Here is a 26,842-nt window from a genome sequence, read left to right on the forward strand (position 1 = left end):
CCCGGTTTGTCACCGGGGAACAAGGTCGGTGATGACCCAGGTGTCGCCTTCGCGTTCGGCCGTGACCGAAAGCTGCGCGGCGGCCGCTGTCGAAGAATTGTTGTCGGCCCGGGTCGCCGCTTGATCGAGGAATACCAGCAGTCGTGCTTTACCGTTGCCGAGTTCTTGGACGGCAGACGAGGAGACGCGGGTAGTGAGAACGAGTTTCTGCGCCGGAGCCTTTTCCCTGACTTGCGCGAACAACTGGTTGTACGACTCCAGCGCCTTACCTCTCAGCGCCGAAGCGGCCGCCTTTTCGGTGACGTCGGTCCGGTCGTAGGAATAGGAGAAGACCTTGTTGAGCGCCACCGTCACCGCGGAGTTCACCTCCGCCGTGGCCCCGACGTCGGTGAGCGCGGTGTTGGCCGCCGACGGCGCCGCCGTGATCGACCTCGCCTCCAGCGTGCCCCACACCCCCGCCGCCACCAGCACGGCCGCCGCGACCAGCAGGATCAGCGGCAGCTTCGGCCGCCGGGACGGCCCGTCGGAGGTCTCTTCGGTGACGGATTCGGCCGTGGTCTCGGGCTCGGTCTCCGCATCGGCTCCGGCTTCGGGGTCGGCGGTGTCGGCCGTGGCGGTCATCGCGCACCCACCGGGAGCTGGTCGAGCGCGCTGAGCTTCCAGCCGTCGCCGGTCCTGGTCAGCCCGGCGGCGAACCGGTTGCGCTTCGTCGTCGGCGCCGTGCCTTCCCGCGCCATCGTGATCTCCACCGAAGCCAGCATCTTGGCCGTTCCCGCGTGGTCGTCCAGCTCGCTGATCGCCGCGTCGAGCACCTTGCCCGTCGAGACGGTCGCGTCCTTGGCCAGCGTTTGCTTGGTCGCGTCGTCGGTCTTGCTCAGCTGGTCGCGCAGCGGCCCGGTCGACGCGGCGAGCCAGTCGGCGATGCCCTGGTCGATCCGATGGTGGTCGAGGGTGGTCAGCCGGGCGACGAGCTCACGTCCGTTCTTCAGCGCGTCGTCGCGCGAGGTCCCGTACGACGCGGCCTCGGAACCGGTCGCGGTGAACCAGGTGTACCCGGCCCATCCCGCGAACGCGCAGGCCGCGGTGAACACGGCGATCGCGATCTTCAGTTGCGCAGCCACAACATCTCCTCGAGGCTGGTGGACGTCGGCTGGCCGTCGGCGCCGAACCCGCCGGGGACGGCGGCGGGCGGGACGCCGCCCTTCGGCGCGTTCTGCGAACCGCGGACCGAACTCGGGTTGCCCTTTTCGAGCGTGCACGCGGCACCGGTGTTGAACGGCAGCGCCGAAAGGTCCCTGCTGTCGCGGATCTGCGTGCCCCCGTAGCCCTTCGTGCACGGCATCGGGTCGAAGAAGGTCAGGACCAGGGCGATCTTGCCGGACTGTTCGTCGACAGCCGCGTCGACCGCGGAGACCGCCTTCGGGGTGTTGATCAGCAGTTGCCGCAGGCCGTCGGTACGCGCGGAGAACACCTGCGACGTGGTGAGCAGGTTCGCCAGCAGGATCGGCAGTCCCGGCTCGTTGTCCCGCAGCAGACCGGAGAGCTGGGTCGCCGCGTCGGGCGCGGTCGCGATCAGCTTGCGCAGGTCACCGTCCGAACGGGACAGCTGTTCGGCGAACTGCCTGGCGTTGTCGCTGAACTGCCGCCATTCGAGCGACGAGTCGACCTGTGTCTTGAGCACGGTCGAGCCGTCGGTGAGCAGTTTCTCCGTCTGCGGCAGGTGGAGCGCGGCCCGCTTGGTGAAGTCGGTGGTGGAATCCAGCAGCACCTGGAGGTTCGCGCCGGAACCGCGCAGGGCGTTGTCGAGTTCGTCGACGACGATGCGCAGATCTTCGGTCGGTACGGACGCGGTCAGCGAGTCCAGGTCGGTCAGCAGATGCTGAACCGGCAGCGGGACACTCGTCGCCTCACGCGGGATGACCGAACCTTCGGCGAGGAACGGCCCGTCGCCGGTGCGCGGCTGGAGGTCGACGAACTGCTCGCCGACCGCGGACCGGTTCGCCACGACCGCCCGCGAGTTCGCCGGGATCCGCGGCGCGTCGTCGTCGATCAGCAGATCCGCTTCCATGCCCCCGGCGGTGAGCCGCAGTTCGCCGACCCGGCCGACCGCGACACCGCGGTAGGTCACCTCGCCGTTGGTGAACAGGCCCCCGCCGTCGGTCAGCGCGAGTTTCACGGTGTATCCGCTCGCCCCGAAAAGCCGGCCGAGCCCGGCGTAGCTGGCACCGACGAACGCCGTCGTCGCCAAGGCGATGATGACGAACGCGATCACCTGGATCCGGATACGGGTGGTGAGCATCAGCTACCTCCGGAGGACGGCAGCGGCAGTGTCGGGAGTCCCGGTGGGACACCTTCGCCCGGGGGCGGGAGTTCGACGCCCGGCGCGGGGATCATCGAGGCGTAGACGTTCAGGTAGTCGCCCTTGATCCCGTCCCGCACGGCGTCGGTGAACGGGAACGTCGGCAGGATCTCCAGCGATTGGGGCAGGCTCTGGCCCGCGTCCGCCAGCCGCTTGAGGATCGGCGCGAGCGCGGTCAGATCGGCGACGAGGTCGTCCCGGCTCTTCTTGATCACGTCGACGCCGACCCCGGAAAGCCGGTCCAGCGATTGCAGCATCGAGACGAGCTGGGTGCGCTGGTCGGAGAGGCTCTTGAGCCCGGGGGTGAGGTCGGTGAGCGCGCCTTCGACCTGCTGCTTCCGGTTGGCCAGCGTCGTCGAGAGCTGGTTGAGCCCGTCGAGCGCCGAGGTGATGTCGGAGCGGTGCGAGTCCAGGTTGGACACCAGCTGTTCCACAGTGGACAGGAACGAGCGGATCTCCTCCTCGTTGCCGTCCATCACCTTCGACAGCTCGCGGTTGATGGTCTGCAGCTGGCCGATCCCGCCGCCGTTGAGCAGCAGGGACAGCGCGCCGAAGATCTCCTCGAACTCCGGGTTGCGGTTCGTGCTCGCGACGGGGATCACCCCGCCCTCGCCCAGCCTGCCTTCGGCTTTCGCCGCACTCGGGGCGAGCTCGATGAACTTCTCGCCGAGCAGGCTGGACTGCCGTAGCCGTGCGATGGCGTTGGCGGGCAGGAGGACGTCGCCGTTGACCGCCAAGACGGTTTCGGCCGTCCAGCCGTCTTCGCCGAGCTTGATCGTCTCGACCCGGCCGACCGGGACGTCGCCCACCTTCACCGCGGCCTGGGGGACCAGGTCCAGCACGTCGGCGAACTGCACGGTCACCCGGTACGGATGGTCGCCGATGTCCGCTCCGCCGGGCAGCGGCAGGTCGTAGACGCCCTTGAAATCGGAGGAGCAGGCCGTGAGTGCGAGGCAACAGGCGGCGAGTACGGCGGTCTTCCGTTTCGCGGTCATCAGCGCCCCCCGGTGTAGGTGGCGCCGGCGACCGGCAGCGGGAGCGGGGCGTACTCGAGCATGTTGCCGCGGCTTTGCAGCTTCCCGGTCTTCGGATCGATGGCCTCGAGCACGTTCGTCACCGCCAGCGGGATCGTGTCGAGGGTTTCGGCCAGCGCGGCGCGTTTGTCGACCAGCGTCCCGGTGGTCACCGCGAGCTTGTCCACATTGGATTTGATCAGCGCGCGGTTGTCGCGGATGAACTGCTGGATCTCGGCCAACGCGCCGCCGAGGCCGTTGAGCGCGCGGGCGAGTTCGTTCTTGTTCTGCGCCAGCGTGCCGGTCACCGAGGCGAGCTGCTTGTTGATCTCGCTGACGTTCCGGTCGTTGGTCGCCAGCATCGAGGTGAACCGCTGCAGTTCGTCGACGGTGGCGAACAGGTTCTCCGAGTTCCCGGACAGGGTCCTGGCGAGGTCGGCGAAGTTGCGCACCGACTCGTTGAACGGCTTGCCGTTGCCCTGCAGGTTCTTCGCGCCGGTGCGCAGCAGGTCCGACAGCGCGCCGTCGGCGTTGGCGCCCTTGGGGCCGAGCGCCTTGGCGAGGGTGTCGAGGCTGGAGTAGAGCTGGTCGAGTTCCACCGGCGTGCCGGTGCGCTCGACCGGGATGACCGCGCCGTCGTCCAGCCGGTTCCCGGAGCGGGTGAGCTTGGTGAACTGGACGTACCGGTCGGCCACCACGCTCGGCGCCACGACCAGGACGTTGGTGTCGACGGCGATCGGCGTCGAGCCTTCGACGGTCAGCACGACCTTGACCTGTTCGCCTTCCGGGGCCACCGATTCGACCTGGCCGACCCGGACGCCGAGCACCCGGACGTCGGATCCACTGTAGACACCGACGGCGCGCGAGAAGTACACCGTGACGCGGTCGAGCCCGCTGCCGGAGAAGATCCACCAGAGGCCGCCGACGACGGCCAGCGCGAGTACGAGGGCGAGGGTGACGAACCTGCTGGTCATCGGCCACCTCCGGGAATCTTCGGCGTACAGGGGTCCCGGTTCTCCGGGATCAGCCCGCACAGGTAGCCGTCCACCCAGCGCCCGTTGCCGAGCGAGTTGTTCACCACGCGGAAGTACGGCGCGGCGAGGTCGAGGCTCTTGGCGAGATTGTCGTTCTGCCGCTGCAGGATGTCGGTCACCTCTCCGAGCTGGCTGAGCGCGCCGCCGAGCTGGTCCTTGTTGTCCCGCACCAGACCGGAGAGCTGCGTGGCGAGCTCCTGCGAACCGGTGAGCAGATCGTGGATCGCCTGCCGCCGGTTGTCCAGTTCGGTGAGCAGCAGATTGCCGTCCGAGAGGAGCTTGGCGAAGTCGTCGTTCGAGTTCGCGAGCGTCGTGGTGAGACCGTGCGCGTTCGACAGCAGGCTGTTGAGTTCGGTGTCCCGTGAGGAGACCGTCTTCGACAGCGACGTCAGCCCGTCGAGTGCCTTCCGGATGTGCTCCGGCGAGTTCTTGAACGTGTCGCTGAGCGTGGTGAAGCTCTCCGCGAGCTGATCGGTGTCGATCGCTCCCGCGGTGTCGGCCAGCCCGTTGAACGCCTCGGTGACGTCGTAGGGCGTCACGGTCCGGGTGCGCGGGATGACCTGCTTCGGGTTCTGCACCGCCTCGCCGGTCGGGCGCAGCGAGAGGAACTTCCGGCCCAGCAGGGTCTTGATCTTGATCTCGGCGGCGGTCTTGTCGCCGACCCACGCGTCCTTGACCCGGAAGCTGACGACGACGTGGTCTTCGGCGAGCCGGACGTCGCTCACCGCGCCGACCTTGATCCCGGCGATGCGGACTTCGTCGTCCTCCTGCAACCCGGCCGCCTCGGAGAATTCGGCCTGGTAGGTGGTTCCGGAGCCGATGATCGGGAGGTCTTCGTAGTTGAGCGTCGCGGTCAGCAGCCCGGCCGCGACGGCGCTGCCGACGAGACCGATGACGATCGGGTTCCGCTCCTTGAAGGGTTTCACGACGTGCACCTCTCCGCCGTCGCCGGGACCCCGCGGGGAGGTTTGGTCTGGAGGACGGCCGAGCACAGGTAGAAGTTCATCCAGGACCCGTAGGAGCTGATCCGCCCCAGTTCGTTCAGCTTTCCCGGAAGCACGGTGAGGGACTGTTCGATGTCCGCCTTGCCCTTCACGAGTTGTTCCGAGAGCAGGCCGACGCCGTTGATGCTGTCCTTGAGCGGTTTCCTGCCCTGTTCGAGCAGACCGGCCGTGGCGGTGGTGAGGTCCGCGAGCCCGGAGACGGCTTCCCCGATCTCGGTGCGGTCGCCGGCGAGGCCGGAGACCAGCTCGCGCAGCGTCGAGACCAAAGTGGACAGGGCGTCACCCTTGCCGTTGATGGTCTTCAGCACGGTGTCCAGGTTCGTGATCACGTCGCCGATCACCTTGTCCCGGCCGGCGAGCGTGGTGGTCAGCGAACCCGTGTGCGCCAGCAGGCTTTCCACCGTGCCGCCTTCGCCCTGCAGTACCTGGACGATCTCGCCGGAGAGCTGGTTGACGTCCTTGGGCGACAGCGCCTGGAACAGCGGTTTGAAGCCGTTGAACAGTTCCGTGAGGTCCAGCGCGGGAGTCGTGCGTTCCAGCGGGATCTCCGCTCCGGGTTCGAGGAATTCCGTGGAGCCCTTGCCGCGTTCGAGGGCGATGTAGCGCTGGCCGACCATGTTGCGGTACTTGATCACCGCGTTCACGTCGGCGGGGAGCCTGCGCTGCGAGTCGAGCGAGAACCTGATGCGGGCCACGCTGTGGTCGGCGATCTCGAGTTCCTCGATCTGGCCGACCCGCACCCCGGAGATCCGGACGTCGTCGCCGACGTTCAGCGACGTCGCGTCGAGGAATTTCGCGCTGTAGGTCTTGGTGTCGCCGAGGCCGGTGTTCGTGATGGACACCGCCAGCAGCACCGTGGCCAGTGTCGTGATGACGACGAAGATCAGCCCCTTGATCAGCGGGCTCACGAAGTTCCTCATCGCAGGGTCACCTCCGTGCCGCGGTAGAGCGGGCCGACGAGCACGCTGCCCCAGGCGGGGACCTGGGCGGCGGGGATACCGGCCGACGGCGCGACCAGCGTCGAGATCAGTTCGCGTTCCTGCGGCGAGTTCGCCAGGCCGAGGTCGCCTTCCGCGCCGGGGAGCAACGGCAGCGCGCCGGTGTCCCTGCCGGTCGCCGCGATTCCCGGGCTCATCAGGCCGTTCGTCGGATAGCAGCGCGGTTCGCCGGTGGCGTTGTAGACCGGGTCGTCCTTGCCCGGCAGGTATTTGCCGCGAGACTCGGTGACGACGACCTCCGCGTGCAGGCCGGGTTCGTCGGTGCCCTTGCCCAGGACCTTGTCCATCTGCGGCTTCAGTTTCGCCAGCGCGTCCAGCGTGCAGGCGAAACTCGGCGAGTACTTCGCGCCGACTTCGAGCGGTGCCCGGCTGTCGACGGCGAGCGCGATGATGTTGGCGCGGTTGTTGGTGAGGAACGTCGTGACATGCTGGGAAGACGCCGTCACCTGCTGGTACACGGTGGCCAGTTCGGCTCGTTTCTCCTGGACGGTGTCGAGGGTGACTGCCGAAGCGCTCAGCGAATCGAGCAGATCCGGCGCGATGTCCCCGTACAGCCTCGAAACCGTGGCGAGGTCGCGGATGTTGTCGTTCAGCGCCGGGAGGTTCGGGTTGAACTCCTTGAGGTACTCGGCCGCGGTCGCCAGCGTGTCGCCGATCTGGTCGCCGCGTCCTTCCAGCGCCGTGGCGACGGTGGTCAGCGTGGTCGCGAGCTTCTGCGGCTGCACCGCCTTGAGCAGCGGCAGCAGATTGTCGAAGACCCGCTCCAGTTCGATCGCGTTGGCCGAGCGGTCCTGGGTGATCACGTCACCGGAGGCCAGCGAGGGACCGGCCGATCCGTCCGGAATGGACAGTTGCACGTACCGCTCCCCGAACAGGGTCTTGGGGACGAGCAGCGCGGACACGGACTTCGGCAGCTGGGAGACCTTGCCGGGCTCCATGGCCAGGTCGATCTCCGCGCCCGCCGGGGTCGCGCGGACACCGCGGATCTCGCCGACCACCACACCGCGCGCCTTGACCTGCCCGCCCTCGCGCAACTGGTTGCCGACGCGGTCCGCCTGCAGTGTCACCGGGACCGAGGTGACGAAGTCCTTCTGATAGATCTTGATCGACAGCAGCACGAGGGCGGACATCACCACGAGGAACAACACCCCGGCCGTCCTGACCCCGGCTTTGCGCAGCCCGCGCCGGCTCATCCGGCCACCTGCACCGTCGTGGTCGCGCCCCAGATCGCGAGGCTGAGGAAGAAGTCCAGCACGCTGACGGCCACGATCGCCGTCCGCACCCCCCGCCCGACGGCCACCCCGACACCCGCCGGTCCGCCGCTCGCCCGGAAACCGTAGTAACAGTGGGCGAGCACGATCACGACGCTGAACACCAGCACCTTGCCGAACGACCAGAGCACGTCGCCCGGTGGCAGGAACAGCAGGAAGTAGTGGTCGTAGGTGCCCGCGGACTGGCCGTAGAACCAGACGGTGATCTGGCGCGACGCGAGATACGAGGTCAGCAGGCCGATCGCGTACAACGGGATGACCGCGAGGAAGCCCGCGATGATCCGGGTGGTCACCAGGTACGGGACGCTGGGGATGCCCATCACCTCGAGCGCGTCGATCTCCTCGGAGATCCGCATCGCGCCCAGCTGCGCGGTGAAGCCGCAGCCGACGGTGGCCGACAACGCCAGGCCCGCGACGAGCGGCGCGATCTCGCGGGTGTTGAAGTACGCGGAGACGAACCCGGCGAACGCCGACGTGCCGACCTGGTTGAGCGCCGAGTACCCCTGGAGCCCGACGACCGTGCCGGTGAACACGGTCATCCCGATCATCACGCCGATCGTGCCGCCGATGACCGCGAGCGCGCCGCTGCCGAAGCTGACTTCGGCCAGCAGGCGGGTGATCTCGCGGAGATAGCGGTGCAGCGCGCGCGGCACCCAGGCGAGTGCCTTGAGGAAGAAGAGGATCTGGTCGCCGAGCGTGTCCAGGAACCCGAACCGGCGGTCCACGGCCTCGCGGACCCGCGTGGCGCGGGTGGGTGTCGTCGTGGTCATCAGCTGCCCTTCGCCGGGACGAGCTGCAGGTAAAGCGTCGTCAGCACCAGGTTCAACAGGAACAGGAGAAGGAACGTGATCACCACGGATTGGTTCACCGCGTCACCGACGCCTTTCGGGCCACCCTTGGGATTGAGCCCGCGATAAGACGCGACGATCGCCGCGACGAAACCGAAGATGACCGCCTTGATCTCGCTGATCCAGAGGTCCGGCAGTTGCGCGAGAGCGGAGAAACTGGCCAGATACGCACCCGGTGTCCCGTTCTGCATGATGACGTTGAAAAAATAGCCGCCGAGGACGCCGACCACACTGACCATTCCGTTGAGGAATGCGGAGACGCCCATCGCGGCGAGCACCCTCGGCACGATCAGGCGCTGGATCGGGGAGACCCCGAGCACCTCCATCGCGTCGATCTCCTCGCGGATCGTGCGGGACCCGAGGTCCGCGCACATCGCCGAACCGCCGGCGCCCGCGATCAGCAGCGCGGTCACGATCGGGCTGGCCTGCTGGATGATCGCCAGCACACTGGCCGCGCCGGTGAAGGACTGCGCGCCGATCTGCGCGGTCAGCGAGCCGATGTGCAGCGCGATCACCGCGCCGAACGGGATCGCGACCAGCGCCGTCGGCAGGATCGACACACTCGCGATGAACCAGAACTGCTGGATCAGCTCGCGGGCCTGGAACGGCCGCCGGAAGGTCAGGCGGACGACGTCGAGGCCGAGTGAGTAGAGCCTGCCGGTCTCCCGGAGCGCACCCGCGCCGGGAAATGAGGGTGCGTTAGTCCGGACGCCCACGCCGACCCTCCAGTTTTCCGGGCACGGCGAATACACCCCAGCTTGCGCTATTCCTTTGCTCCGAATGGAGGAACGGAATCGTTGAATAGGGTCAACGGGGTGTTACCGTGCTGTTTGCTACTGGTCGGTACGCTAATCACGCGCCTGCTTGGTGACAAGAACTTCGGTGTGATCAAGACATCACGTCCTGGTAACCGGTGAATTCTTGTTCCTTTGTGACAAAGGTGGGGGTGGGTCTTGTCCGTTCGTTCGTGTTCGGTGGCGGGGAGGCCCGGCGAGGGTGAGTGACGGCGGGTGGGTCACCCGCTTGGAGTCTCGAGCGGTCCTCGAGTCTCGAGCCCGGGTCTCGTCCGCGCCCTCCTCAAGTGACATGAAAGGCCCGTTACTTGCAAAATTTGCAAGTAACGGGCCTTTCATAGCGCTCTTGGGGGCCCGGTCAGCGAGCCAGGTCCGCCACCAGTTCGTAGGACCGCACCCGGTCCGCCTGGTCGTGCACCATGGTCGTGATCATCAGCTCGTTCGCGCCCGTGTCGGTCAGCAGCGTCTCGAGTCCCTTGTGGACCGTCTCGGGCGAACCGATGATGCTGCTCGCGGCCCGGTCCTCGATGAACACGCGCTCGATGTCGGTGTACGGGTAGGCCGCGGCGTCCTCCGGTGTCGGCAGCGGGATGGGACGGCCCTTGCGCAGGCTGAGGAAGGTCAGGCCGCTGGGCGCGGCCAGGTACCGGGCCCGCTCGTCGGTCTCGGCGGCCACGACGGAGACGCCGAGCATGACGTACGGCTCGTCCAGGACGTCCGACGGTTTGAACGAGTCGCGGTAGAGCGCGACGGCGGGCAGCGTGTTCTCGGCGCTGAAGTGATGGGCGAAGGAGAACGGCAGGCCGAGCTCGCCCGCCATGCGTGCGGAGAAGCCGCTCGAACCGAGCAGCCAGACCGGCGGCTTGTTGCCCTCGGCGGTCACGGCGTTGACGGCGCGCTGGTCGGAGTGCTCGAAGTAGGCCAGCAGTTCCGCGAACTGCTGCGGGAAGTTCTCCGCGGTGAGCCCGCCGGGGCCGCGCAGCGCCAGCGCGGTCCGCTGGTCGGTACCCGGGGCGCGGCCGATGCCGAGGTCGATCCGGCCGGGGTGGAACGCCTCCAGGGTGCCGAACTGCTCGGCGACCACCAGTGGCGCGTGGTTCGGCAGCATGACCCCGCCGGAGCCGACCCTGATGCGTTCGGTGGCGGCCGCGACCTGGCCGATCATCACGGCGGTCGCGGAGCTCGCGATACCGGGCATGTTGTGGTGCTCGGCGAGCCAGTACCGGTGATAGCCGAGTGCTTCGGTCCGGCGGGCGAGGTCGAGGGTGTTGCGCAGCGAGTCGCCAACGCCGCCCCCGGCCACGACGGGCGAGAGATCGAGCACGGACAGCGGGATGTCAGGCAAAGAGGTCACGCTTCGGTACAACGCGCCCGGGCCCCGATCCCTTCCCGTGACATCGGGCACCTGTCACTCGATCGAAATTAACCGACGCGATGTGTCCGATACTCGGCGGGCTTCATCGGTTTTCACGGTACGGTTGCCCCCGAATGCGACCGTGGGAAAACCACTGAAAAGAAAGGATTGAGGTGCCGCGTCCGGAGCGACCTTTGGGCCCTGGGGACGATCCGTTGCTGGAGTTCGCCGCCGATCTCCGGCGCCTGCGGGAGAAAGCCGGGAACCCGACGTACCGAGAGCTGGGCAGGCGTGCCCACTACTCCGCGGGCACCCTCTCCGAAGCCGCCGGCGGGAAGAAGATGCCCAGCTTGGCGGTGGCCTTGGCCTACGTCCGGGCCTGTGACGGTCCCGAGGCGGAGTGGGAAGCCCGATGGCACGACGTGACCGAGCGCACGCGTACCGGAGTCAGCGATTCACAGCTTGTGCCGCTGAATGGGGAATCCGCCCCTTATATCGGCCTGACCGCATTCGGGCCGGATGACGCGGGCCGATTCTTCGGACGCGAACGACTTGTCGAAAAACTGGTGACAAGGCTTTCGGGGCAGCGATTCCTGGCCGTTCTGGGAGCATCGGGTTCCGGTAAGTCCTCCTTGCTCCGGGCGGGTCTTCTGCCCGCCGTCGGCGAGACCTCCGTCACGGTGCTGATGACCCCCGGTTCGCGGCCGCTTCAGGAGTGCGCGGTCCAGTTCGGGGCGGCGCTCGGGCTCGCTCCCGGCGGGCTGCTCGCCGAGTTCACCGAGCATCCGCGCAACCTCGGCCTCGCCGCCCGTCAGCTGGTCGCCGACCGCGAGGGTGACGTCGTCCTGGTCGTCGACCAGTTCGAAGAGGTCTTCACGCTCTGCCAGGACGCCGACGAGCGAGCCGCCTTCCTGTCCGCGCTGGTCACCGCGACGACCGAGCCGGAGAGCCGGACCAGGGTCGTCCTCGGCATCCGCACCGACTTCTACACCCACTGCGCGCGGCATCCCGGGCTGGTCGAGGCCATGCAGGACGCGCAGATCCTCGTCGGCCCGATGAGCACCGAGGAGCTCCGGCAGGCCATCTCGCGTCCCGCGATCGACGCCGGGTACCGCGTCGAGAACGCGCTGGTCTCGCGGCTGGTCGCCGACGCGACCGGGCAGCCCGGCGTGCTGCCGCTGCTCTCGCACGCGCTGCTGGAGACCTGGCGCCGCCGTCACGGCAACACGCTCACCCTCACCGGTTACGAGTCCACAGGTGGGATCGAACGGTCGGTCGCGCAGACGTCCGAGCACACGTTCACCGCGCTGAGCGAACACCAGCAGCGGCTGGCGAACCAGATCTTCCTGCGGATGACCGCGCTCGGCGAGGGCACCGAGGACACCAAACGCCGCATCACCCGCGACGAGCTGGACGCCGACGATCCCGACGTCGCCGTCGTGCTGGACAGGCTGGCGTCGTCGCGGCTGGTCACCCTCGACGACAACGGCATCGAGATCGCGCACGAAGCGCTGATCCGCGGCTGGCCGCGCCTGCGCGAATGGCTCGCCCAGGACCGTGAGGGCCTGCGCGTGCACCGCCAGCTCACCGAGGCGACCGACGCGTGGGAATCGGTCGGCCGCGACGACGGCTGGCTCCACCGCGGCGCGCGGCTGGCCATCGCCACGGAGTGGGCGAGTGAGCACGACAGCGCGCTCTCCCAGCGTGAGCGCCGGTTCCTCGACGCGAGTGTGGCCATCGAGAACCATGAGCAGGCCGTCGCGCGCCGTCGCACCCGGCGGCTGCGCCAGCTGGTCGCGCTCCTGGCCGTGCTGCTGGTGCTGGCGACGGCCGCGATGGTGTACGCCGTCCGCGCCGAGCAGACCGCGACCAGCCAGCGCAACAGCGCGCTCGCGCAGAAGGTCGCCGGGCAGGCCATCGAGATGCGGGCGACGAACCCGGCATTGGCCGCGCAGCTCGCGCTCGCGGCGTACCGCGTCGATCCGAGCGTGGACACCCGCGGCAGCGTGCTCGGGATGTTCGAGTCGCCGTACTCGACCCGGGTCTCCGGACACGGCCATCGGGTCAATTCGGCCGCCCTGCGCGGTGACGGCCAGGTGATGGTGACCGGGAGCTGGGACCAGACGGCCAAGCTGTGGGACGTCAAGAACCCTCATCACCCGGTCGAACTGGCCACGTTGTCCGGGCACACCGCCAACGTCAACTCGGTGTCGTTCAGCGCCGACGGCGGCGCGGTCGCGACGGCGGGCTGGGACAAGACCGCGCGGCTGTGGAATGTCGCCGATCCGGCGAAACCCGGGCAGGGCGTGGTGGTCGGGGAGCATCCGAGCCGGGTCAACGCGGTGGCGTTCAGCCCGAAGGCGGCGGTGCTCGCCACCTCGGACGGCGACGGCACGGTGCGCCTGTTCGACGTCCGCGACCTCGCGAAACCGGTGCTCGTGGCGACCCTCCCCGGGCACACCGGCAACGTCAACGGGCTCGCCTACGCCCCGGACGGGCGGACACTCGTCTCGACGGGCGCGGACAAGACAGCGCGGCTGTGGGATGTCGCCGACCCGCTCAAGGCGAAGCCGCTCGGGGTGGTGACCGGGCACACCGCCGGCGTCCACTCCGCGGCGTTCAGCCCGGACGGCCGCACCCTCGCCACCGCGAGCATCGACCTGAGCGCGCGCCTGTGGAACATCGCCGACCCGATGGCGCCGGTTCCGCTGGGGACGATGACCGCGCACAAGACCATCGTGCGGTCCGTGGCGTTCAGCCCCGACGGGACGACGCTGGCGACGACCGGTTTCGACCGCAACGCGCGGCTGTGGGACATCACCGATCCTGCGAAGCCGCGCGAGAAACCGCCGCTCACCGGGCACACCGCGGCGGTGGTCTGGGCGGTGTTCTCCCAGGACGGCCGCACGCTGGTGACCGCGAGCGACGACCAGACGGTGCGGCTGTGGGATCTGCCGGGGCCCGCGATCAGCGGTCCGGCGAGATCGGCCTGCCGGGCGGTGTACAGCGCCGACGGGAAACTGCTGGCCACCGGCAGCCAGGACGGCGTGGTCCGCCTGGTCGACGTCGCCGACACCCGGAACCCGCGCGAGGTGGGCAAGGTCGCGGGCTTCGGCCAGGGCGTCTGCGGTCTCGCGTTCAGCCCGGACGGCCGGACCCTCGCCGCCGGTTCGTGGGACCACACGATGCGGCTTATCGACGTCACCGATCCGCGCGAGCCTGTCGACACCGGGGTCTTCTACCGGCCGGAGGAGGAGATCGACCCGGTCGCGTTCAGCGCGGACGGCCGGACGCTCGCGACGGCGGGCAGCGGGCACACGGTGAAGCTGTGGGACGTGGCCGACATCCGGCGGCCGGTCGAACTCGCGACCCTCACCGGGCACGAGGACGATGTCCATTCGATCGCGTTCAGCCCGGACGGCCGCACCCTGCTGAGCGGCGGGTGGGATCACACCGCGCGGCTGTGGGACATCTCCATGGTGAAGGCGCCGAAGCAGCTTTCGGTGCTGAAGGGCCACTCCGACACGGTGTTCTCGGTGGCCTACAGCCCGGACGGCAAACTCGCCGCCACCGGCAGCGCCGACCGCACCGCGCGGCTCTGGGACGTGGCCGATCCGGCGGCGCCCCGGGAGGCGGCACTGCTCGCCGGGCACACCGACAACGTCATCTCGGTGGCGTTCAGCGGTGACGGGAAGACCTTCGCGACCGGCAGCTACGACCGGTCCGTGCGACTATGGGATGTCTCCGATCCAGGGACGGTCCGCTCGTCGGCCAACCTGACCGACGATGTCGACCGGGTCAACGCCGTGGCGTTCGCACCCGACGGGCACACGCTCGCGGGCTCCGTCGCGGACGGCAGCGTGCGGTTGTGGGAAACGAGCCCCGAGCGGGCCGCCGAACGCATCTGCGCGACCGTCCACCCCCGGATCACGGCGGCCGAGTGGGAGCAACACCTGCCGGGGCTCGACTACAAGCCTCCGTGCCCGTGACCACCGCCGATTCGTTGTTCGGCGTTGTTGTTCGGTGACGGCGGCGTGACACCGAACAACGAATAGGCGCTAGAAATACCCCTGGACGTGCGACACGTCCCCACGACGTTCACTCACCGGGGGTCTGAAGGGCTCCTTCAGGACATTCACCAGTGCCCTGAAGGAGCCCTTCAGCTTATCTACCGCAAGTCGTCCTCTGGTCGCGGTAGTACGCGATCCCCACTACCGCGACCAGAGGACGAAACGCGGGATCAGGCGGCCGGGATCCAGTCCGGGTTCGAGGCCAGCACCGTGAGCTGCTGGGTCGCTCGCGTGAGGGCGACGTACAGCACCCGGCGCCCGGTGGTCGACTCCGTGATGAGGTCGTTCGGCTCCACCAGGACGACGGCGTCGTACTCGAGGCCCTTGGAGTCGAGACTGCCGACGACCTTGAGCCGCTCGTCCGAAAGCCCGTCGAGCCAGCCCTCGACCTCCGGCACCCGGTCCATCGCGGTGATCACGCCGACGGTGCCTTCGACGGCCCCCATCAGTTCCTTCACCGCGGCCTGCGTCGCGGCCTCCAGCCCGGCGGCCTCGACCGGCCGGACCTCCGGCGTGATGCCGGTCTGCCGCACCGCGCGCGGGAGTTCGTCGGCCTCGGCGTGCCCGGCGACGACCTTCGCGGCCAGATCGAAGATCTCCGCCGAGTTCCGGTAGTTGGTGCGCAGGGTGAACCGGCGCCGCGTCGTCTTGATCCCGAAGGCCTGGTCCCGCGCCATCGCGGCTTCGGCCGGATCCGGCCACGAGCTCTGCACCGGGTCGCCGACCACGGTCCAGCTCGCGTACTTGCCGCGCCGCCCGACCATCCGCCACTGCATCGGCGAGAGGTCCTGCGATTCGTCGATGACCACGTGCGAGTACTCGTCGTAGTGCTCGGGCCTGGTCGGGGCGCCGCCGCGCTCCGGGTTGACCTCGATGCTCTGGCGGCCGCGGCGGCTCTTCGGCGGCTGGCCGATCAGGACGCGCAGTTCGTCGAGGAGCGCGATGTCCGCGATGGTCCAGCCGCGCGAGCGGTCGGCGAAGTCGGCGGCGAGCATGCTGATCTCGGTGCGGTTGAGCAGGCCCTTCGCCGCGCCGGCCAGCCGCTTCTCGACGCCGAGCCAGCGCAGGATCTGCGCCGGGTACAGGATCGGCCACCAGACCACCAGGAACCGGTGGAACTCGATGCGCTCGCCGAGTTCGCTGACCAGCTCGGCCTTGTCGATCTGACGGCCGTCGTCCTTCGCGTGCTGCTCGGCCTTCGAGGCGAGCGCGTCGAGCAGCAGTTCCGCGGCGCGGATCCGCGACCGGTTCGGCGGCCCGCCCGCGGTGTGCACCTTGCGGCGCACCTTGTCGAGTTCGCGCGCGTCCAGCCGCAGCACCTCGCCGCGGTAGACGATCTTCATGTCCTCGGGCGCCTCTTCCGGCGTGTCCCGCAGCGCGCGCAGCAGGATCTTGCGCATCCGCAGCGATCCCTTGATCGCCGCCAGCGGTGCCGGGTCCTGACGGGTCGCTTCGAGGCCGTCGAGGACCTCGCCGAGCGCGCGCAGTTCGACGTTCGTCTCACCCATCGACGGCAGCACCCGCGAGATGTAGCTGGTGAACACGCCGGACGGGCCGATCACCAGCACACCCGCGCCGCCGAGCTGACGGCGGTGGCGGTAGAGCAGGTACGCCGCGCGGTGCAGCGCGACCGCGGTCTTGCCGGTGCCGGGGCCGCCGGTGATCTCCGTGACCCCGCGCCACGGCGCGCGGATGACCTCGTCCTGTTCCTTCTGGATGGTGGCGACGATGTCCCGCATCTTCTCGCCGCGCGACCGTCCCAGCGCGGCCATCAGCGCGCCTTCGCCCACGATCTGCATGGTCTCGGGGACCGCGTCGGCGATCAGGACGTCGTCGTCGACATCGAGCACGTTCTGGCCGGAACACCGGATCACCCGGCGCCGGACGACGTCCATCGGTTCCTCGGCGGTCGCCTGGTAGAACGCCGCCGCCGCGGGCGCGCGCCAGTCGGTGACGAGGTTGTCGAACTCGGCGTCGCGGATGCCGAGACGGCCGACGTAGATGTGGTCGTTGTCGAGGTGGTCGAGCCTGCCGAAGACCAGCCCCTCGTACTCCGCGTCGAGGGTCTGGAGGGTCTGATTGGCGTGATAGACCATCATGTCCCGCTCGAACAGCATCGACGCCTGTTCGAAGATCGCTTCACGCCCGGCGCCATGGCCGATCTCATAGCCCTTGGTACGCATGGCCTCAGCCTGGGCTCGCAGTTCGGCGAGCCTGGTGTAGACCATGTCCACATGGGCTTGCTCGATGGCGATCTCGGCCCGTCTGACCCGAGGTTCGGACACGCAACGCTCCTAAACGCTTCTATCGCCCTCCGAGGGCGAAGGACGACTCTACGCGAGCTGGGCGGCGGCTTCACCAAGTCCTGCCGAACGTCACGGCGGATGCCGTTGAGGCACGATGCTCCAATGACCAGGATCGTGGCGGGGACCGCGGGCGGCAGGCGGTTGAAGGTCCCTCCGAAGGGCACGAGACCCACGTCGGAACGCGTGCGCGAAGCGCTGTTCAACGCGCTGGAGGTCGCAGGCGAGCTGCAGGGGACCCAGGTCCTCGACCTCTACGCCGGTTCGGGCGCCCTCGGGCTGGAGGCGCTGTCCCGGGGCGCGGCGGGCGCGCTGTTCGTCGAACACGACCGGCGCGCGGTGGAAATCCTCAAGGGGAACGTCGCCGCGCTCGGGCTCGGCGGCACGGTCCGGGCGGGGACCGTCGAGTCCGTCGTCGCCGTTCCGGCGCCGGAAACCTTCGACATCGTCCTCGCCGATCCGCCGTACGCGGTGGATTCCACCCGCCTGGGGGAGGTCATGGCCGCGCTCGCCGCGGGCCGGTGGATCGCGGACGGAGCGCTGCTGGTGATCGAACGGGCGGCTCGGGACGGCGAGCCCGACTGGCCGCCGGGCTTCGAGCCGATGCGCACGAAGCGCTACGGCGACACGGCGCTGTACTGGGCCGAATATCAGGTGTGAGACGGCGCACGGATGAACGCGCAGGGGACCCTGCTCCTTGGTAGCGTCCGCGCCATGCGGCGTGCGGTCTGTCCCGGGTCCTACGACCCGGCCACCAATGGACATCTCGACATCATCGAGCGGGCGGCGAGGCTGTTCGACGAGGTCGTCGTCGCGGTGGGGGTGAACAAGAGCAAGAAGGGCCTGTTCACCACCGAGGAACGGCTGGACATGCTCCGCGAGATCACCGCGAAACTGCCGAACGTGCGCGTCGACTCCTGGCAAGGACTCCTGGTCGACTACTGCCGTGAGAACGACATCATCGCGGTCGCGAAGGGGCTGCGTTCGGTCAGCGACTTCGACTACGAACTCCAGATGGCCCAGATGAACCGCGAGCTGACCGGGCTCGAAACGCTGCTGATGGCGAACAACCCGGAGTACGGGTTCGTGTCCAGCTCGCTGGTCAAGGAGATCACCGCGCTCGGTGGCGACATCGAGCATCTGGTGCCGCCGATAGTGTTCAAACGCCTCGGGGAGAAGTACGCCGAACGAGGTTGACCCGAACGGCCGAAGCCGTTGGTCGGGCAGTGGTGACCGGCGATGAAGAGTTCATCTCGGCGCCTTCTGGTGAATACACGATCGGGTTACGGTCCGAAAATGACCAACAAACGATCGCGGATAGCCGTCGCGCTGCTCGTTCTGGTAGTCACTTTTTTCGGCGGACTCAGTGGCGGGATCAGTGCTTCCCAGGCCACGGCCGCCCCCGTCTCGATCCAGCAGAACCCCTGCGGGGATCTCACCGGGTTCAAGCACTCGTCGCTCTCGTCGCTGCCCGCCGAGGCGACGACGACGTACAACCTCATCCAGAAGGGTGGGCCGTACCCGTACCCGGACAACGACGGGACGGTCTTCTCGAACCGGGAGAACATCCTCCCGAAGTGTGCTTCGGGCTACTACCACGAGTACACCGTCCCGACCCCCGGCTCGTCGAACCGCGGCACGCGCCGCATCGTCACCGGGACCGGCGGGGAGTACTTCTACACCGGCGACCACTACAAGACCTTCTCCGTGATCGACGTCAACGGCGCGCCCGCTCCGAAGTGCGGTGACACCTCGAAGCTGACGAAGGTCGGCTACTCGACGCTGTCCTCGGCGGCGAAGTCCGTGGTCGACAAGGCCCGCGGCGGCGCGACCGGCACGGTCTACGAGAACCGCGAAGGCGTGCTGCCCTCGTGCGCCGCCGGCTACTACCAGCTGTTCCCGGTGGGCACGAGCGACCGCGTGATCTCCGGCAAGGGCGGCGAGATCGTCTACACGCCGGACCGCTACGCGACCTTCAAGCTGGTGAACCCCGGCGCTTGATCCCGCCATGCAACGCCACGTGCCTCCTCGTCCGTGAGATACACCGGAACACGGAAGAGGAGGCACGATGCGGTCTGGGGACGATGCGAGCTTCAGGGAGTTCGCCAGAGGCAAGGCGCTGCCGCTCAGGCGGACGGCGTACCTGCTCTGCGGCGACTGGCATCTCGCGGAGGATCTGGTCCAAACCGCGCTCATCCGCCTGTACCGGGTCTGGCCGAAGGTCAGCCGGAAAGGGCCCGTAGACAACTACACGAGGCAGATCCTGTTGCGCTGCTGGCTCGACGAGCGGCGACGACCTTGGCGGAGCAGAGAGAACCGCGACGGCGTCGTCCCCGAAGAGCCTTCAGCCCCGGCTGACGCCGGCATCTCGGATTCGTTGCTTCGCGCCCTCTCCGAGGTTCCACCGAAACAGCGCGCCGCCGTCGTGCTGCGCTACTGCGCCGATCTCCCGGTCGCGGAGGTCGCCGTCGCGCTGCGCTGTTCGGAAGGGACGGTCAGGAGCCAGGCCGCGCGGGGACTCGACGTCCTCCGCGCGGCCCTGCAGAGACAGCACGACGAGGCTGTCTCCGGGAGGAGCGCGTGATGGACGAACTCGAAGACAGGTTGCGCGGGATCAAACTGGCCGAGCCCCCGCTCGGCTTCGATCCGGACGAGGTCGCCGGGAAGGCGGCGAAGAAGGTGCGGAACGGGCGGGCCGTGGCGCTGACGGGGGTCGCGACGCTGGCGGTGATCGCGGCGGCGGTGGTCTTCGTGGCGCCGAAGGAGAGGGCGGCGGAGGTGGCGCCGGCCGCGCCCCCGAGCCGGGCCGAGCAGAAGGCGGGTGATCTCCGGCACCTGAAGGACGTGCTGCCGGGCATCCTGGTCGGCGCCAGGGAGATCAACGTCCATGACTTCGTGCAGGTGAACGACCGGGACCTGATGACTTCGGAGGTCGAGTACACCGACGCGGCCGGGATGAAACGGCAGGTCAACCTCACCATCAGCGGTCCGGTGAGCACGAAGACCGACTATCCCCGCGAAGGCCGCTGCGACCTGGGGCGCAGAGGCGACGCCATCGGGCCCGACCGGAAGCCGATGCGATGCATCGAGCTGGTCACCCCGGCGGGGATCCCGGTGGTGATCTCCGAGACCACACCGAAGAACCCGGACCAGGTCGGTCAGCCGATCGTGACCGGCCAGGGCTTTTCGACCGGCAAGGTGCTCGGCCGTCACGCGATCGCCTGGCAGCCGGACGGCGGTTCGGTCAACGTCGGTGACCTCGGTGAGGTCGGTGACTTCGGCGCGCCGGACTCCGGGCCGTCGCTGACCGACGAACAATTGATCAAGCTCGTCACGGACCCGGCCTTCACGTTCCGGTGATCATGGCGCGCGGTACCGGCGGGGACACGCCCGGTACCGCGCGCTTTCACCCCTAACGGCGGTCATCAGGGCAAACTGAACACAGGGAATAGTGGGGATCGCTGTAGGTAGGGAGTGGCCGTGTACCGGGTTTTCGAGGCTCTCGACGAGCTCGTCACCATCGTGGAGGAAGCCCGCGGCGTGCCGATGACCTCCAGTTGCGTCGTACCGCGCGGGGAGGCTCTCGAGCTGCTCGACGACATCCGCGATGCCTTGCCGGGCGAAGTGGACGACGCGCAGGACGTCCTCGACAAGCGTGATCAACTGATCCAGACCGCCCGCACCGAGGCGGCGGAGACCGTCACGACGGCCAACACCGAAGCGGACCGCACGGTCGCCGACGCGCAGGCCGAGGCCGAGCGCATCCTCGCCGACGCCCGTGCCCGCGCCGAGCAGATGATGAGCGACGCGCACGGCGAGGCCGAACGCATGGTCGCCGCCGGGCAGGCCGAATTCCAGAACCTCACCGACCGTTCGCGGGCCGAGTCGGAGCGCATGATCCAGGCGGGCCGCGACGCCTACGAGCGCGCCATCGAGGACGGCCGCGCCGAACAGGCCCGGCTCGTCGCGCAGACCGAGGTCGTCCAGGCCGCGCACGGCGAGGCGGCACGCATCGTCGACGAGGCGCACGCCGATGCCGACAAGCAGCGTGGCGACTGCGACGCGTACGTCGACGGCAAGCTGGCCGAGTTCTCCGAACTGCTGGCGACCACGCTGCGGACGGTCGACTCCGGGCGCAACCACCTGCGGTCCCCGGTCAACCTGCCGGGCAACAGCCGGACCTCGCTGTACGACTACCAGAGCTAGTTGCTCGCGCGCTGACGGAGGGCGCCGTGGCGTGCTCGTGCCGTTCGGTGTCGGTCGCGCGACACCGTCGTCCTGGGTGACGCCGTTGTGGCCTGGGCTGAGGGTTCGGACCGCGTGGATCGGGTTGATCAAGACCCGAGAACGGAACACTCCCCTCGACGGTGAAGGAATCGGGACACTCAACGTCCCGATTCCTTCACCGTCAGCACCCTGCACTCGCTGAGCCGCGACCCCGTAGTAGTCAGGTGGCCGCGTGAACCGAGCGTGGAGGATCGGGGACGTTGAACGTCCTGAATGCTCCACACTCGAAACCTGCCGCGGTGAGATTCCGGTGTCATCGGGCTCCGAGACCTGAGCCGCTCGGCACCGGACGCGCCGAAGGACGCCTTCCTGGCGTTCGTGAAGGCTTCGCGGGGCGTGCCGGTAAACCGGTGGCGGGACGTGCGTACCCTGGTCACCGATGTCTGAGAACAAGTCGCCGCAGGCCAGGCCTGCGCAACTGGACGACCGGAACCCGTGGGTGCTCGACACCCGCGAGCTCGGCCGTCACGCCGGCCTGAGCAAGGCCGTCCAACGCGCCATTCCCGTCGAGACCGCGCTCGGTGTGCCCGACGTCATCACCATCGACGCCGGCTCCAGCCTCGATCTCGACCTGATCCTCGAGTCCGTCGTCGAGGGCGTGCTCGTCAGCGGTACGGCGTCCGCCGTCGCGACGGGGCACTGCTCGCGGTGCCTCGACCCGATCACCGAGGACGTCGAGGTCGACCTGACCGAGCTCTTCGCGTACCCCGGCTCCGCGACCGAGGAGACCACCGACGAGGACGAGATCCCTCGCCTGGTGGACGACCGGATCGATCTCGAGCCGACGGTCCGCGACGCGGTGGTGCTCGCGCTCCCGCTGGCCCCGCTGTGCACCGAGGACTGCCAGGGCCTGTGCATCGAATGCGGTGTCAAGTGGGCCGATCTCGAGCCTGGGCACGGGCATGAGAAGATAGACCCTCGGTGGGCCTCGCTGGTCGATCGTTTCGGTGACGAAACGGCCGATGACCAGGCTGATGGCCCCGGAAAGCAAGCCTGACGAGCACCAGCTCGTTCCGGAGAAGCAAGTTCGCTCGCGACCGCGGGCAGACCGTCTGAAGGAGATCTACTCGTGGCCGTCCCGAAGCGGAAGATGTCGCGATCCAACACCCGCGCGCGCCGCAGCCAGTGGAAGGCGGCTCCGGTGCAGCTGGTGCCCTGCTCCAACCGCGCCTGCAAGCAGCCGAAGCTCCAGCACATCGCGTGCCCGGCCTGCGGCCAGCACAACGGTCGCCAGGTCGTCGAGCCCGCCTGATCGGCAGCTGACCGACATGGGGGGCAAATCGGCCGGTGGACCACCCGCTGACCCCGCACCACTGCTCGAAGCACTCGGGATCACCATCGAGCCCGAGCTGCTGACGCTGTCGCTGACCCACCGTTCTTATGCTTATGAGAACGGTGGGTTGCCGCCGAACGAGCGTCTGGAGTTCCTCGGGGACGCGGTGCTGGGTCTGGTCGTCACCGATCACCTCTACAACACGCATCCCGATCTGGCCGAAGGTCAGCTCGCGAAACTCCGTGCCAGCGTGGTCAACATGCACGCACTGGCCCGGGTCGCGCGCGGCCTCGGCGAAGGCGGGCTGGGTACGCACCTGTTGCTGGGCAAGGGCGAAGAGCTCACCGGCGGCCGGGACAAGGCGAGCATCCTCGCCGACGGTCTCGAAGCCGTCATCGGCGCCGCGTACCAGCAGCACGGCATCGAGATCGCGCGCCAGCTCGTGCACCACCTGTTCGACGGCCTGCTCGCCGAGGCGCCGCTGCGCGGTGCCGGCCTGGACTGGAAGACCAGTCTCCAGGAGCTGACGGCGTCGGCAGGCCTCGGCGTACCCGAGTACAAGGTCGAGGACACCGGTCCCGACCACCGCAAGGAGTTCAGCGCCACCGTGCTCGTCGGCGGGCGTGAACTCGGTTACGGCTCGGGGACGACCAAGAAGGAAGCCGAGCAGAAGGCCGCTGAGACGGCCTGGCGCCAGCTTTCGGCCGAACTCGACATCGAACAGCCGCCGAAAACGACCTGACCGACGACAGTGGGAGAATCGGCCTCATGCCCGAACTCCCCGAGGTCGAGGTGGTCCGTGCCGGGCTGGAGGCGCATGCCTCCGGCCGGACGATCACCGAGGTCGAAGTCCTCCACGCCCGCGCGATCCGTCGCCACGAACTCGGCGCGGAGGACTTCAGCGGACGGCTCTCCGGTATCAAGATCACCGCCGCGCGCCGTCGCGGCAAATATCTGTGGCTGGATCTGTCCGACGGGCAGGCCATGCTCGCCCACCTCGGCATGAGCGGCCAGATGCTCGTCCAGCCTGAAGAGGCCCCGGACGAGAAGCACCTTCGGGTGCGATTCCGCTTCGCCGACAACGGGCCGGAGTTGCGCTTCGTCGACCAGCGGACCTTCGGCGGTCTCGCGCTCGCCGAACTCACCGACGTCGACGGGACGGCGTTGCCGAGCACCATCGCGCATATCGCCCGCGACCCGATGGACCCGCGTTTCGACCTCGACCAGGCCATCCGCGCGCTGCGGTCGAGGCGGACCGAGATCAAACGCGCCCTGCTCGACCAGACCCTCGTCTCCGGCATCGGCAACATCTACGCCGACGAGGCACTCTGGCGGTCCAAACTCCACTGGGCCCGCCCGACCGACAAACTCACCGCGGCCCACGGCCGCACCGTGCTCACCGCCGCCACCGAAGTGATGGCCGCCGCGCTCGTCGCGGGCGGGACGTCGTTCGACGCGCTCTACGTCAACATCAACGGCGAATCCGGGTATTTCGACCGTTCTCTCGACGCCTACGGTCAGGAAGGTCTGCCGTGCGGCCGATGTGGGACGCCGATCCGCCGGGACCCCTTCATGAACCGTTCGTCCTTCTCGTGCCCGCGATGTCAGCCACGCCCTCGCGTGAGGTGAAAACTGTCGTGTATGAATGCGGGCACCGCGTCAACTAGCATGAACGGGCACGACATGTAGGGAGTGGGATGGTGGCCGCGACCGAGCCCGGCAAGACGACGCTCGCCGAAAAGATCGACAAGCTGTTCCAGATCGTGCTGAGACCCGATCGTGAGCCGTACAGCCATGAGGAGGTCGCCAAGGCCTGTCGAGAGGCCACCGGCGAGAGTTTCTCGACGACGTACCTGTGGCAGTTGCGCACCGGTCGTCGCGACAACCCCACGAAACGGCACCTCGAGGCGCTGGCCCAGTTCTTCGGTGTCTCGCCGGCGTACTTCTTCGACGACGAGCAGAGCGCCAAGATCGCCGAGGAGCTCGCCCTTCTGGGAGCCCTCCGCGATGCCGGTGTCCGGGACGTCGCGTTGCGGGCCGTAACGCTTTCACCCGATGGACTCGACACCATCAGCGACATGATCGACGCGATCGCCCGCAGGGAATCCGGACGGGGCGGCACGAAGAGGGAGGCGTGAAGTGGACCGCCGCCGTAAGGAGTTGTGGCGCCGCTGCCGGAGTCTCGCCGACGGCGTGAGTCTTCCCGAACCCTTCGACGCCGAGGCCTTCATCGCGGAACTGGCGGGCGAACGCGGCCGCCCGATCGAGTTGATGCAGGTCAACGTCCCCTCCAGCGGCCCGTGCGGACTTCTGATGAGCACCGAGCGCGCGGACTACATCCTCTACCCGACCAACACCACCGCCCTGCACCGGCGGCACATCCTCCTGCACGAGGTCGGGCATCTGCTGTGCGGCCATGTCGGTTCGGACGCGGGCGCCGACGGCATCGCCCTCGACGCCGCCGCCAGCAAGGCCCTGATGCCGAACCTGTCGCCCGAACTCGTCCGCCGCGTCCTCGGCCGCACGAGCTACAGCGCCGTCGAGGAGCAGGAGGCCGAACTGCTCGCCAGCATCCTCGCGCAACGCGTCGCCAGAACTGGGATACGCGGCGCGGCGCCCACCGACGAGAGCGGGAGCGACCTCGCCGGCGGAATGGCCAGGGTCGACAACCTCTTCGGCAACCGGAAGCGGCGCCTGCCGTGACCGAGACCATCGCGTACTTCTGCTGCGTGGTGGCCTTCGCGGGCTTCGGTTACAAGCTGATCCAAGCTCGCCACACCCAGCCATTGCGGCGGATGTGGCTCCTGAGCGCCTTCGGGATGTGCATCGCGGGCGGCATCATGCTGCTCACCCCGGCGATGGAGAACGCCGTCGGTGTCGAAGAGCCCATCGGCAGCCTCTTGAACCTCGCGGCCGACCTGCTCAAGATCGGCGCGATGGCCTTCGCGGTCGCGTTCTCGCATTCGCTGAAACTGGGGGAGGGCAAGCGGATCGGCTGGCACGTGGTGCTTTCCTGGACCGTGGTGGCCGCCGAGATCGCGCTCTTCCTGCTCTCCGGCAGCTATCGCGTCGGCGAACACACCGCCGCCGGTCCCGGCAGGCTCGGCTGGTTCGTCGCGTACAACGTCGTCTTCCTCGCGTACGGGCTGATCAGCCTGCTGACCTTCTCGATCGTCTTCGCCCGCTTCGCGCGGCATGCCGATCCCGGCCCGCTTCGTACCGGGCTCTGGCTGCTCGTCGGCGGCGGGGTCGCCGCGCTGGGCTGGACCTTCTGGGACGTCGACGACATCTACATCCTCGCCACCACCGGCGAGGTCGACGCCGGGGAGGACACGCTCTCGTCGATCCTGGCGGCGCTGAGCGTCGGCCTCGCCGGGGCGGGCGCGACGCTCAGCGTGTGGGGCCCGGCGCTGGCCACCCCGTTCCGCCTGATCGGCACGTACCGGACCTACCGCCGGATCGAGCCGTTGTGGACCGCGATGCGCGAAGCCGTCCCGGGAATCGCGCTGGACCCGGGCCCCGGTATGCCGGGAGGCGTCGAATTCGCCTTGTACCGCAGGGTCATCGAGATCCGGGACGGCCATCTCGCGCTGCGCCCTTACTTCGACCCGGACGTCCCGCCGGTCGCGGAAGCCGAGGCACGCAAGGCGAAGATCCCCGAAGCCCGTGTCCCCGCGACGATCGAGGCCGCGGCCCTGGCCGCCGCGCTCGTGGCCTCCGAGGCAGGCCGCCGGTACGCCCCCGACGACGTTCCGGCGACCTATCTCGATGAACCCGACATCGCCACCGAAGCGGCCTGGCTGGTCGAGGTCACGCACGCCTGGCGAAGGTCCACTGTGGTCGGACGCATCCGAGACCGGGCGCGCGAAACCCTGGTGGCCTAAGCCGAAACGATCGCGGTGACCGCGGCCGCCGCCGAGATCAGCGCGAGCCAGACCGGCGGGGCGACGTCCTTGACCCCGTCGCCCGCCCGCGCGTGGGAGACCGCCGCCCCGATCAGCAACGCCGTCAGGCCGATCGCCGCGGCGATCCCGAGGGGCGGCCAGAAGAACCCGCCCACCAGCCCGGCCGCGCCGGCGACCTCGAGCGCGCCGATCCCCTGGATCTCCCGGACCGAGAAGCCGAGCCTCTCGGTCCGGGAGATCAACGACGGCTGACGCAGGACCTTCGCCACCCCCACTACGGCGAAAATCGCGGCCAGCATCACGGACAGCACTACGGAAACCGCGGCCAT

The 26,842-nt window shown here is 68.6% G+C and carries 27 protein-coding genes; 14 read left to right on the forward strand and 13 right to left on the reverse strand.

Annotated features, from left to right (window positions below; all coding sequences use genetic code 11):
* Positions 1-9 precede the first annotated feature (9 nt).
* From ACLJRM_RS22415 to ACLJRM_RS22465, 11 genes are all read right to left on the reverse strand, one after another.
* Complete coding sequence (locus tag ACLJRM_RS22415) at positions 10-621, reverse strand: hypothetical protein (protein WP_410664192.1); 612 nt, start codon at positions 619-621, stop codon at positions 10-12.
* On the reverse strand, positions 618-1,121 hold the full coding sequence (locus ACLJRM_RS22420; protein ID WP_101609808.1) for a hypothetical protein: 504 nt from the start codon (positions 1,119-1,121) through the stop codon (positions 618-620). The genes ACLJRM_RS22415 and ACLJRM_RS22420 overlap by 4 nt, the downstream gene beginning before the upstream one ends.
* Positions 1,106-2,299, reverse strand: a complete 1,194-nt coding sequence (locus ACLJRM_RS22425) for an MCE family protein (RefSeq protein WP_101609807.1) — start codon at positions 2,297-2,299, stop codon at positions 1,106-1,108. The genes ACLJRM_RS22420 and ACLJRM_RS22425 overlap by 16 nt, the downstream gene beginning before the upstream one ends.
* Positions 2,299-3,354, reverse strand: a complete 1,056-nt coding sequence (locus tag ACLJRM_RS22430) for an MCE family protein (RefSeq protein ID WP_101609806.1) — start codon at positions 3,352-3,354, stop codon at positions 2,299-2,301. The genes ACLJRM_RS22425 and ACLJRM_RS22430 overlap by 1 nt, the downstream gene beginning before the upstream one ends.
* Positions 3,354-4,346, reverse strand: a complete 993-nt coding sequence (locus tag ACLJRM_RS22435; protein WP_410664193.1) for an MCE family protein — start codon at positions 4,344-4,346, stop codon at positions 3,354-3,356. Before ACLJRM_RS22435 ends, ACLJRM_RS22430 begins: the two co-directional genes overlap by 1 nt.
* The gene (locus ACLJRM_RS22440) at positions 4,343-5,332 is read right to left on the reverse strand and encodes an MCE family protein (protein WP_168214383.1); all 990 of its coding nucleotides are present in this window, start codon (positions 5,330-5,332) and stop codon (positions 4,343-4,345) included. Before ACLJRM_RS22440 ends, ACLJRM_RS22435 begins: the two co-directional genes overlap by 4 nt.
* Positions 5,329-6,330: an MCE family protein gene (locus tag ACLJRM_RS22445; RefSeq protein ID WP_101609803.1), complete on the reverse strand. Its 1,002-nt coding sequence runs from the start codon at positions 6,328-6,330 to the stop codon at positions 5,329-5,331. Before ACLJRM_RS22445 ends, ACLJRM_RS22440 begins: the two co-directional genes overlap by 4 nt.
* The gene (locus ACLJRM_RS22450) at positions 6,327-7,601 is read right to left on the reverse strand and encodes an MCE family protein (RefSeq protein WP_410664194.1); all 1,275 of its coding nucleotides are present in this window, start codon (positions 7,599-7,601) and stop codon (positions 6,327-6,329) included. The genes ACLJRM_RS22445 and ACLJRM_RS22450 overlap by 4 nt, the downstream gene beginning before the upstream one ends.
* Entirely contained in the window at positions 7,598-8,449 is an 852-nt protein-coding gene (locus ACLJRM_RS22455) for an MlaE family ABC transporter permease (RefSeq protein WP_101609801.1), read from the reverse strand. Before ACLJRM_RS22455 ends, ACLJRM_RS22450 begins: the two co-directional genes overlap by 4 nt.
* Entirely contained in the window at positions 8,449-9,243 is a 795-nt protein-coding gene (locus ACLJRM_RS22460) for an MlaE family ABC transporter permease (protein WP_076155564.1), read from the reverse strand. Before ACLJRM_RS22460 ends, ACLJRM_RS22455 begins: the two co-directional genes overlap by 1 nt.
* 436 nt (positions 9,244-9,679) lie before the next feature.
* Positions 9,680-10,675 (reverse strand): LLM class flavin-dependent oxidoreductase, encoded by a 996-nt coding sequence (locus tag ACLJRM_RS22465; RefSeq protein WP_410664195.1) that lies wholly within the window; start codon positions 10,673-10,675, stop codon positions 9,680-9,682.
* 194 nt (positions 10,676-10,869) lie between these two features.
* On the opposite strand from ACLJRM_RS22465, the gene ACLJRM_RS22470 reads away from it, so the two are divergent.
* Positions 10,870-14,664, forward strand: a complete 3,795-nt coding sequence (locus ACLJRM_RS22470) for a helix-turn-helix domain-containing protein (protein ID WP_410664196.1) — start codon at positions 10,870-10,872, stop codon at positions 14,662-14,664.
* Between the two features lie 251 nt (positions 14,665-14,915).
* Here ACLJRM_RS22470 and ACLJRM_RS22475 read toward each other — a convergent pair whose 3' ends face one another.
* The gene (locus ACLJRM_RS22475) at positions 14,916-17,030 is read right to left on the reverse strand and encodes a HelD family protein (RefSeq protein ID WP_101609800.1); all 2,115 of its coding nucleotides are present in this window, start codon (positions 17,028-17,030) and stop codon (positions 14,916-14,918) included.
* A 123-nt stretch (positions 17,031-17,153) separates the two neighbouring features.
* Here ACLJRM_RS22475 and rsmD point away from each other — a divergent pair, with 123 nt between their 5' ends.
* The 13 genes from rsmD to ACLJRM_RS22540 all read left to right on the forward strand — a co-directional run bounded on the left by rsmD (position 17,154) and on the right by ACLJRM_RS22540 (position 26,492).
* Positions 17,154-17,708, forward strand: a complete 555-nt coding sequence (gene rsmD / locus ACLJRM_RS22480; RefSeq protein ID WP_410602776.1) for a 16S rRNA (guanine(966)-N(2))-methyltransferase RsmD — start codon at positions 17,154-17,156, stop codon at positions 17,706-17,708.
* Positions 17,709-17,762: 54 nt separating this feature from the next.
* Entirely contained in the window at positions 17,763-18,245 is a 483-nt protein-coding gene (gene coaD / locus ACLJRM_RS22485; protein WP_101609798.1) for a pantetheine-phosphate adenylyltransferase, read from the forward strand.
* Between the two features lie 99 nt (positions 18,246-18,344).
* Complete coding sequence (locus ACLJRM_RS22490; protein WP_410664197.1) at positions 18,345-19,049, forward strand: ribonuclease domain-containing protein; 705 nt, start codon at positions 18,345-18,347, stop codon at positions 19,047-19,049.
* A 67-nt stretch (positions 19,050-19,116) separates the two neighbouring features.
* The gene (locus ACLJRM_RS22495; protein WP_410664198.1) at positions 19,117-19,632 is read left to right on the forward strand and encodes an RNA polymerase sigma factor; all 516 of its coding nucleotides are present in this window, start codon (positions 19,117-19,119) and stop codon (positions 19,630-19,632) included.
* On the forward strand, positions 19,632-20,408 hold the full coding sequence (locus ACLJRM_RS22500) for a hypothetical protein (RefSeq protein ID WP_101609795.1): 777 nt from the start codon (positions 19,632-19,634) through the stop codon (positions 20,406-20,408). Before ACLJRM_RS22495 ends, ACLJRM_RS22500 begins: the two co-directional genes overlap by 1 nt.
* Before the next feature lie 120 nt (positions 20,409-20,528).
* Entirely contained in the window at positions 20,529-21,254 is a 726-nt protein-coding gene (locus ACLJRM_RS22505) for a DivIVA domain-containing protein (RefSeq protein ID WP_101613428.1), read from the forward strand.
* A gap of 460 nt (positions 21,255-21,714) precedes the next feature.
* On the forward strand, positions 21,715-22,332 hold the full coding sequence (locus ACLJRM_RS22510; protein WP_101609794.1) for a YceD family protein: 618 nt from the start codon (positions 21,715-21,717) through the stop codon (positions 22,330-22,332).
* 72 nt (positions 22,333-22,404) lie between these two features.
* The gene (gene rpmF, locus ACLJRM_RS22515) at positions 22,405-22,587 is read left to right on the forward strand and encodes a 50S ribosomal protein L32 (protein WP_005160412.1); all 183 of its coding nucleotides are present in this window, start codon (positions 22,405-22,407) and stop codon (positions 22,585-22,587) included.
* A 16-nt stretch (positions 22,588-22,603) separates the two neighbouring features.
* Positions 22,604-23,350, forward strand: a complete 747-nt coding sequence (gene rnc, locus ACLJRM_RS22520; protein WP_020630746.1) for a ribonuclease III — start codon at positions 22,604-22,606, stop codon at positions 23,348-23,350.
* 26 nt (positions 23,351-23,376) lie between these two features.
* Positions 23,377-24,237, forward strand: coding sequence for a bifunctional DNA-formamidopyrimidine glycosylase/DNA-(apurinic or apyrimidinic site) lyase (mutM, locus tag ACLJRM_RS22525; RefSeq protein WP_410664199.1), 861 nt, complete (start codon positions 23,377-23,379; stop codon positions 24,235-24,237).
* A gap of 68 nt (positions 24,238-24,305) precedes the next feature.
* The gene (locus ACLJRM_RS22530) at positions 24,306-24,746 is read left to right on the forward strand and encodes a helix-turn-helix domain-containing protein (protein WP_037311474.1); all 441 of its coding nucleotides are present in this window, start codon (positions 24,306-24,308) and stop codon (positions 24,744-24,746) included.
* A gap of 1 nt (position 24,747) precedes the next feature.
* Positions 24,748-25,311: a hypothetical protein gene (locus ACLJRM_RS22535; protein WP_168214382.1), complete on the forward strand. Its 564-nt coding sequence runs from the start codon at positions 24,748-24,750 to the stop codon at positions 25,309-25,311.
* Positions 25,308-26,492 carry an MAB_1171c family putative transporter gene (locus tag ACLJRM_RS22540; protein ID WP_410664200.1) on the forward strand — a complete coding sequence of 395 codons (1,185 nt, stop codon included), beginning with the start codon at positions 25,308-25,310 and terminating at the stop codon, positions 26,490-26,492. Before ACLJRM_RS22535 ends, ACLJRM_RS22540 begins: the two co-directional genes overlap by 4 nt.
* Here ACLJRM_RS22540 and ACLJRM_RS22545 read toward each other — a convergent pair.
* Complete coding sequence (locus tag ACLJRM_RS22545) at positions 26,489-26,842, reverse strand: DoxX family protein (RefSeq protein ID WP_410664201.1); 354 nt, start codon at positions 26,840-26,842, stop codon at positions 26,489-26,491. The two genes, ACLJRM_RS22540 and ACLJRM_RS22545, sit on opposite strands and share 4 nt — an antisense overlap.

The organism is Amycolatopsis sp. lyj-84, from assembly GCF_046549075.1.
Classification (GTDB): domain Bacteria; phylum Actinomycetota; class Actinomycetes; order Mycobacteriales; family Pseudonocardiaceae; genus Amycolatopsis.

Bases quoted from the DNA above. Each gene is read 5' to 3' on its own strand.
- ACLJRM_RS22415 (WP_410664192.1), bottom strand. From the start codon at position 621: ATGACCGCCACGGCCGACACCGCCGACCCCGAAGCCGGAGCCGATGCG.
- ACLJRM_RS22425 (WP_101609807.1), bottom strand. From the start codon at position 2,299: ATGCTCACCACCCGTATCCGGATCCAGGTGATCGCGTTCGTCATCATC.
- ACLJRM_RS22430 (WP_101609806.1), bottom strand. From the start codon at position 3,354: ATGACCGCGAAACGGAAGACCGCCGTACTCGCCGCCTGTTGCCTCGCA.
- ACLJRM_RS22435 (WP_410664193.1), bottom strand. From the start codon at position 4,346: ATGACCAGCAGGTTCGTCACCCTCGCCCTCGTACTCGCGCTGGCCGTC.
- ACLJRM_RS22445 (WP_101609803.1), bottom strand. From the start codon at position 6,330: ATGAGGAACTTCGTGAGCCCGCTGATCAAGGGGCTGATCTTCGTCGTC.
- ACLJRM_RS22450 (WP_410664194.1), bottom strand. From the start codon at position 7,601: ATGAGCCGGCGCGGGCTGCGCAAAGCCGGGGTCAGGACGGCCGGGGTG.
- ACLJRM_RS22455 (WP_101609801.1), bottom strand. From the start codon at position 8,449: ATGACCACGACGACACCCACCCGCGCCACGCGGGTCCGCGAGGCCGTG.
- rsmD (WP_410602776.1), top strand. From the start codon at position 17,154: ATGACCAGGATCGTGGCGGGGACCGCGGGCGGCAGGCGGTTGAAGGTC.
- coaD (WP_101609798.1), top strand. From the start codon at position 17,763: ATGCGGCGTGCGGTCTGTCCCGGGTCCTACGACCCGGCCACCAATGGA.
- ACLJRM_RS22490 (WP_410664197.1), top strand. From the start codon at position 18,345: ATGACCAACAAACGATCGCGGATAGCCGTCGCGCTGCTCGTTCTGGTA.
- ACLJRM_RS22495 (WP_410664198.1), top strand. From the start codon at position 19,117: ATGCGGTCTGGGGACGATGCGAGCTTCAGGGAGTTCGCCAGAGGCAAG.
- ACLJRM_RS22500 (WP_101609795.1), top strand. From the start codon at position 19,632: ATGGACGAACTCGAAGACAGGTTGCGCGGGATCAAACTGGCCGAGCCC.
- ACLJRM_RS22510 (WP_101609794.1), top strand. From the start codon at position 21,715: ATGTCTGAGAACAAGTCGCCGCAGGCCAGGCCTGCGCAACTGGACGAC.
- rnc (WP_020630746.1), top strand. From the start codon at position 22,604: ATGGGGGGCAAATCGGCCGGTGGACCACCCGCTGACCCCGCACCACTG.
- mutM (WP_410664199.1), top strand. From the start codon at position 23,377: ATGCCCGAACTCCCCGAGGTCGAGGTGGTCCGTGCCGGGCTGGAGGCG.
- ACLJRM_RS22530 (WP_037311474.1), top strand. From the start codon at position 24,306: ATGGTGGCCGCGACCGAGCCCGGCAAGACGACGCTCGCCGAAAAGATC.
- ACLJRM_RS22545 (WP_410664201.1), bottom strand. From the start codon at position 26,842: ATGGCCGCGGTTTCCGTAGTGCTGTCCGTGATGCTGGCCGCGATTTTC.